We start from the raw sequence: 7,400 nt of genomic DNA, 5'->3' as shown, positions 1-7,400 counted from the left end.
ATAGGACAGTTGTAAAAAATAATACGAACAAAGACTAAGAATTTTCCGCAGCGGGAATTAAAGATAGTTGAAAAAAATAAAAGCGAGTGAAGGCTCGAAGAGTGCCTGAATTGAAACTACAAATGATTAAGAAATAAAAGTTACGTTTAAGGATTAAAAAACACGAATAAAAAGGTGAATGAAGGCTTGAAATTTCCCGAACGGAGATATTGCGTGAGCCGTAAAAATCACACGGATGTGATTTTTAGCGAAGCAGCGCAGGAGGTGATGTCTGAGTGAATATTATTTTTCTACTTTCAAAGAGATTTTTCGAAGATTAGCACTCAAGTCGTATGAGGAAGTTTTTTTCTCAATCAACACCAAAAAGACGAACAAAATTTTTTATTATTTAATGAAAAAAGGCGTATTTTACCTTTTATTCCATTTAATTTGTTATATTGAATTCTTATTACCTTTCAACAGGTTTTTATTTTAAAACAATAATGACTATAATTATAGTCAAGGAGGAATCTTTGTGGATATAGAAAATTTAAAATTTTATAGTGTCGCTGAAGCAAAATCGAAATTTTCCCAGGTTACCGAAGAATCCAAAAAAAACTTTATTGTTATAACAAAAAATGGAAAACCAGAATTTGTTGTAATTGGTTTTGATAAATTTAAAAAACTTATGAATTTTATAGATGAAATAAGGGATCTTTATTTGCTTGAAATAGGAGATCCTTCGAAATATGAAGATATAAAGGATATTTTTAAAGAAATAGAAGATATTGAATAAATCGGAGGTGTTTTAAATGGCACAGGTTGTATTGGAAAATATTGATAAGATTTACCCTAATGGATTTCATGCTGTTAAACAGGCAAATTTTACTATTGAAGACAAAGAATTTTGTGTTTTGTTAGGTCCATCAGGTTGTGGTAAAACAACAACATTGAGAATGATTGCAGGACTTGAAGAAATTTCAGGTGGAAGATTATTAATAGATGGTAAGGTTGTTAATGATGTTGAACCTAAGGATAGAGATATTGCATTTGTTTTCCAGAATTATGCTTTGTATCCACATATGACAGTATATGATAATATGGCATTTGGATTAAAATTAAGAAAATTTCCAAAAGATGAAATTGATAGAAGAGTTAAAGATGCAGCAAAAATTTTGGATATTGCACATCTTTTAGATAGAAAGCCAAAACAATTATCAGGTGGTCAAAGACAAAGGGTTGCTGTTGGTAGAGCTATTGTTAGAGATCCAAAGGTATTCTTATTTGACGAACCTTTATCAAACCTTGATGCTAAATTAAGGGTACAGATGAGAAGTGAATTGAAAAAATTACATCATAGATTAAATGCTACTATAGTTTATGTTACACATGATCAGGTTGAAGCTATGACAATGGCTGATAAGATTGTTATCATGAAAGACGGTGTTATTCAGCAAATAGGTTCACCACATGAAGTATACTTTAAACCAGCAAATAAATTTGTTGCAGGATTTATTGGAACACCACCTATGAACTTTATTGAATCAAAGATTATAAGAGGCGATGGAGGATTATGGGTAACAGCAGAAGGATTTAAGGTTAAGGTTCCAAAAGATTATGAAGATATGCTCGCTGATTATATTGATAAGGATGTTGTATTTGGTATTAGACCAGAAAATATTCACGATAAAGAATTATTTAAAGGTGAAATTGAAGGTGATGCAATAATTAAAGGTATTGTTGATGTTGTAGAACCTCTTGGTAGTGAAACATTATTACATGTAAATGTTGGAGGACAATCACTTGTTGCAAAAGTTGATCCAATAACAAAAGCAAAAGAAGGACAGGAAATAGAATTGCTTCTTGAAATGCATACTATGCACGCATTTGATAAGGAAACAGAAAAAGCAATTTTAAAAAAATAATATAAATTAATCCCCCGTTTTCGGGGGATTTTTCAACATATATGGAAAAATAAAATGATAAAATAAAAAGATGGAGGGATAAAAATGGCAAATGTTTTTGAGATAGAAAAATATTTAAATGAATTATTAGAAGTTGAAAAATTTAATGATTTTTGTTTTAATGGAATTCAAATTGAAGGAAAAAGTGAAGTAAAAAAGGTTGCAATAGGTGTTTCGTTTAATCTTGAATTTATAGAAAAAGCTATTGAAGAAAATGCGGATATGATGTTTGTACATCATGGTATATTTGGAAAAAACTTTTTTAAGTTAAGAGGATATTTGAAAAAACGTGTTGAATTGGTTATAAAAAACGATATGACTTTAATGGGATATCATTTACCTCTTGATTCGCATATTGAATATGGAAATAATGGACAAATTGCTAAAAGATTGAATTTGAAAAATATAATTCCATTTGATTATGGAGTTATAGGCGAGTATGAAAAAGAAATACCATTTTCAGAATTCAAAGAAAAAATGGAGGAAGTATTTCAAAGAAAAGATTTATTTATTTATAAAAATAAGGAATATGTAAGAAAAATAGCTATTATTTCCGGTGGAGCATCATATATTATAGATGCACTTGAAAACACAGATGTTGATACATTTATTACAGGAGAGGTAAAAGAACATATCAGAGATATAGCAAAAGAAATAGGGATAAACTATATAAATGCCGGTCATTATACAACAGAAACATTTGGTGTAAAAGCAATTGGAGAAATTTTAGAAAAAAAATTCGGATTAGAAACAATTTTTATTGATGTATATAATGAAATTTAATTTTATTATGATATAATATAATTCGAAATAGTATGTTTATGGGAGGCAATTAAATGAGAAGGTATGTTATTTTAATAATAATGATAATTTTTTCTATACTCTCTTTTTCGATTACCTTTATGAAAAGTAATGAAGGGTATTATGAACTTCCGTCGTATAAAAATTTTTATAATATAACCTTTAATGAAAACCTTTTTGATTATAATATGCCATTGTTAGTGGCTAATTTGATATATAAAGATAAAGAATATTATATGCCATACACTAAATATCTCTATAATAATAATGAGGTATTTGTTATGGGGATAATAAATACAGAACGTGAAATACAAAAGGATGGTTTTGTAATACAGAAAACAGATGACGTTTTGAAAAAATATTCGAAAGAAATAAGAAATTCCAATATTTCCATATTGATTTTATATGAAAATATTTCTGTACATGGAGAAATAATTTCTTCAGAAAGTACAGATATGTCAGGATTTAATGATTTTTCATTTATAATAAGAGACACAAATCCAAGGGATTTTTATGCTATAGATGAAAATGTTTTTGAAAAATACTATCAAAAACCAATTTTAAAAGATGATTATATATACTATAAAATTAAAGAAGGAGATACGTTATATAAAATTTCAAGAATTTTTGGAGTTTCTGTAGATTATTTGTTGAAAGTAAATAATCTAAAAAAACCAGAACTTATTAAAAAGGATATGTATATAATTGTGGGGAATGCCAATAATATAAAATTAAAAGGGGAATAGTTATGATTGAGAATGTATTAAAAGAGTTAAATCAGATTATTGCCAAAATAACCTTAAAAGATTTTAGATTTATTCTCGGAATCAAATTATCTGATAATTTATTTAAAATTATCTCATATTATGATTCTAAATTAAAGAATTATGATATTGCAATGGAAAATATGTATTTTTCGGTTGAGGATAAATTTAAAGAATCGCATTTTAATATAGTAAAGTATGAGGAGAGTATTAATAAACACTTTTTTGAAGGAATTGAAAATTATTTTGCTATTGGAGAATTAATAAAGTTTAGAAATAAAGATCTGGGCTTTATTTATTTTATAGTTGATCAGGCAGAAGGCAAAAATGCCATTATGAATGTAAAAAAAATAATAAATGAAAATGCAAAACAGATTTTATCTATATTATTGGATATTAAAGATGATTATTTAAAAGAATATGCTGTTGAACAAAATATAAATTCTTTATTGTATATTTTAAAAGCGCATGATGCATATACATATTATCATTCTTTGAGGATTTCTGAATTATCCCTGTTAATAGCTGAAAATTTAAAGCTTGATCAAAAAGATGTTGAAAAATTATTTTATGCATCTTTAATACATGATTTTGGTGAAATCTGGATACCTAAAAGCATATTACAAAAATCCGGGAAATTAACTCCATCTGAAATTGAAGAGGTAAAAAAACATACATATAAACTTGATTTTCTTTTTGCTGGTAATGACTATTTTTCTGAATATGTTGAGATAGCCAAATTTCACCACGAATTTCTTGATGGAAGTGGTTATAATAAAAGAATGAATAATGAAATTCCATTTTTGTCAAGAATTCTTGCTGTGGCAGAGGTTACAGATGCTTTGTTATCAAATAGGCCGTGGCGTAAAGCGCTAAGTATGGAAGAAGCAATAAAGGTATTAAGTAATATGGCGAAAATAGGAAAACTTGATAAAGACGTTGTTGATATAGTTATAAAAATAATACCGGAGTTTTATGGAGGATTATATCAAACACATACATTAAAATATAAAGATATTTATTTAAGTCTTGATGTAAATAATCAAAAAACTCTTGTAGAAGCAAAGGTAATAGATGCAAAAAAAGATTATATTACTTTATATGTTGCAACAGAAGAAGTAGAAGTTAACGGTAATATAATAAATATCTCCAATGAATATTTAACAATAGACAAATACTTTGATCTTGAGTATTATGTAAATAATATGCCTATAAATACAAAGTGTAAGGTTGTTGGAAGAAATAAATTGGGGTATGTAGCTAAAATAGATAGAAGTGTTAAAGATGATGAAAATGTTTCTATAAAATGGAATTTAACAGGTATTGGAATACCTTTAAAGAAAGTAATATTTGTAAATAAATATGTCTGGAGACTTGATAATGAAAAAGCTTTTAAAGCCCATATAGAGACAATTTCAAATAAAAATATAGTTTTTTATGCATTAAAAGAAAAGATAGACTCAATGGCTGAAACAAAAATGGTAATTAATTTTGAGGCTTTTAGCGTAAAAGTAAATTTAATAGGAGAAATTATAAATAAACAGGAAATTTTTACAGGATATTATCATTGTGATTTTAGAGTTGGAGAAATCACCGATGAAGAATATTATAAATTACTTCAGGTAATTGAATTAAGGATGCAACAGATAAAAAGTATTAAATAAAACACAAAATTATTATATGATTTAGAATTTTTTCTTAAAAAAAAAGGAATTGTAACTTTGTTTATTGACATAAAAAGCATTTAAAAGGTATAATAATTGAAGGTATAATATCAAAAAAATATATAAGGAGGCATGAAGATGAAAAGAACATATCAACCTTCCAGAAGAAAAAGAAAGAACACACATGGATTTCTCGTAAGATCAAGAACTCCAGGTGGAAGAGCTGTATTAAGAAGAAGAAGAGCTAAAGGAAGAAAAAGATTAGCTGTTTAATATGGGAGAGACATTTAAGAAATTTGAAAGAATCTATCTCAGAAGAGACTTTGACAAACTTTTTTCTTGTGGAAAGAGACATGTAAACAAATATTTTGTGGTTGTTTATTTAAAAAATGAATTGGGTTATTCCAGAATTGGAATAACGATAAAAAGGAAATTTGGAAAAGCACATAAAAGAAATAAATTAAAAAGATATATCAGAGAGATATATCGCAGAAATAAAAGTCTCTTTCCACAAGAATTTGATATTATATTCCTTCCACGAAAGACACTTTCAAAAGAATTTGATAATTTAACATTTGAGGAGATAAAAAATATTTTATTAGATATAGCGGAGAATTTAAAATGAAAAGAATATTTTTAGGGCTGATTAAAATATATAAAAAATATATCTCGCCTTATAAACCGGCAAAATGTATATATTACCCAACATGTTCAACATATACATATGAAGCAATTGAGAGGTTTGGAGTATTAAAAGGATTATATCTTGGAATATTGAGAATATTGAGGTGTAATCCTTTTCACCAGGGCGGGATAGATCCAGTTCCTGAAAAATTTGTATTTATACCACATAATAAAAATAAACAAAGGGGTGCAAAAAATTGAAAAAAGCATTATTAATTATAGGACTCTTGGTCCTAAGTATTTTTGCATTTACACAAATGCCAGAATATACAATAACAACAAAAGCTACAGAGATTTCACTGCAAATGAGATTATATGAAGTAAATTTTGATTTAAACGGACATATGAAGGATTTTAGTATTTTACAGAATAGAAGCAATACAATTTTTTTAAATATCTATAAATATTATAATGACAGTTTTGATATTTTAGATGAAAATGGTAATGAAATATTACCGGAGTCATATAAAATTACAGAAGGAAAAGACAAAGAATATGTTGAAATTACATTTTTATTTAAAAATGGTGGAGAAAAAAGTTATAAGTTCTATAATTCACCATATTATGATTTTGATGTATCGTTTAAAAATATAAATGGAAAGGTTATAATTCCTACTATCTCTTATCCAAATACAGTGGCTGTAGATAATGAATTATTAATTTCATATCTTGCGAAACCAATAAAATCCATTTTCATTTTTGATTCAAAGGATATACCAATAGAAAATAATTCCATAATGATTTCTGGTTCCAAAACATTTAAAGCATATATGGGACCAAGGAAATATGTATTTATAAAACAGGTATTTCCTGAAAAATACGATAGAATAAAGGAATTATCAAAACAGGTTGGAGCAATTAACTGGTTATGGTATATAAATTATGGTTTTGTTACATTCTTATGGTGGCTATACAAATTTACAGGAAACTTTGGTTGGGCTATAATGATCTTTACATTTGTTATAAGGTTATTGTTATACCCGCTTTATCATAGACAGACAAAATCTATGATAGAAATGAGAAGATTACAACCAGAAGTTGAAAAGATAAAGAAAAAATATAAAGATCCTCAAAGACAGCAACAGGCTTTGATGGAATTGTATAAAGAGCACAAAATTAATCCAGCAGATGGTTGTTTAACAGCGTTTATACAATTACCAATATTCTGGATATTATACGGTGCAATTAATTATTATCAGGGGACATTTGCATATAATCCACAGTTCTTAATATGGTCAGATCTTTCTCAGGGTGGATTTAAACAAAATATTTTGCTTGTTTTAATTAGTGTTGCAGCATACTTCTTTAATGCATTGCAATCAGCTACAGATAGAAAAACAGCCTGGAACACAGCATTTATGATGATAATATTCCCATTCTTATTTATAGGATTGCCAACAGGAATATTCATTTACTGGGTAACAAATGCTATATTACAGGTATTCATTACATATTACGTAAATAAAAAGAACAATATAAAAGGCTTAACCGTAAGGGAATTTTTTGGGCTTGGGCCAAAGCCATATAAAGCAAAATAGTTTTAG

9 protein-coding genes are annotated in these 7,400 nt (G+C 27.3%); all 9 read left to right on the top strand.

Features of this window, described 5'->3' with window-relative positions; translation table 11 throughout:
• Positions 1–514: 514 nt before the first annotated feature.
• The gene (locus tag XO10_RS04125; RefSeq protein ID WP_175421161.1) at positions 515–775 is read left to right on the top strand and encodes a type II toxin-antitoxin system Phd/YefM family antitoxin; all 261 of its coding nucleotides are present in this window, start codon (positions 515–517) and stop codon (positions 773–775) included.
• Positions 776–791: 16 nt separating this feature from the next.
• Complete coding sequence (locus XO10_RS04120) at positions 792–1,904, top strand: ABC transporter ATP-binding protein (RefSeq protein ID WP_014296313.1); 1,113 nt, start codon at positions 792–794, stop codon at positions 1,902–1,904.
• 84 nt (positions 1,905–1,988) lie between these two features.
• Entirely contained in the window at positions 1,989–2,726 is a 738-nt protein-coding gene (locus tag XO10_RS04115; protein ID WP_175418200.1) for a Nif3-like dinuclear metal center hexameric protein, read from the top strand.
• A 53-nt stretch (positions 2,727–2,779) separates the two neighbouring features.
• Positions 2,780–3,490: a LysM domain-containing protein gene (locus XO10_RS10495; protein ID WP_014296311.1), complete on the top strand. Its 711-nt coding sequence runs from the start codon at positions 2,780–2,782 to the stop codon at positions 3,488–3,490.
• Positions 3,491–3,492: 2 nt separating this feature from the next.
• Positions 3,493–5,172, top strand: a complete 1,680-nt coding sequence (locus XO10_RS04105) for an HD-GYP domain-containing protein (protein WP_075780423.1) — start codon at positions 3,493–3,495, stop codon at positions 5,170–5,172.
• Between the two features lie 138 nt (positions 5,173–5,310).
• On the top strand, positions 5,311–5,445 hold the full coding sequence (rpmH, locus tag XO10_RS04100) for a 50S ribosomal protein L34 (protein ID WP_014296309.1): 135 nt from the start codon (positions 5,311–5,313) through the stop codon (positions 5,443–5,445).
• A 1-nt stretch (position 5,446) separates the two neighbouring features.
• Positions 5,447–5,797, top strand: a complete 351-nt coding sequence (gene rnpA / locus XO10_RS04095) for a ribonuclease P protein component (protein WP_014296308.1) — start codon at positions 5,447–5,449, stop codon at positions 5,795–5,797.
• Positions 5,794–6,057: a membrane protein insertion efficiency factor YidD gene (gene yidD / locus XO10_RS04090; RefSeq protein WP_075780422.1), complete on the top strand. Its 264-nt coding sequence runs from the start codon at positions 5,794–5,796 to the stop codon at positions 6,055–6,057. The genes rnpA and yidD overlap by 4 nt, the downstream gene beginning before the upstream one ends.
• Complete coding sequence (gene yidC / locus XO10_RS04085) at positions 6,054–7,394, top strand: membrane protein insertase YidC (protein ID WP_075780421.1); 1,341 nt, start codon at positions 6,054–6,056, stop codon at positions 7,392–7,394. Before yidD ends, yidC begins: the two co-directional genes overlap by 4 nt.
• Positions 7,395–7,400 lie beyond the last annotated feature (6 nt).

This window comes from Marinitoga sp. 1135 (assembly GCF_013363245.1).
In the GTDB taxonomy this organism is placed as follows: domain Bacteria; phylum Thermotogota; class Thermotogae; order Petrotogales; family Petrotogaceae; genus Marinitoga; species Marinitoga piezophila.
The sequence above is the reverse complement of the archived record's forward strand: the minus strand, read 5'-3'. Positions and strand labels throughout refer to the sequence as shown.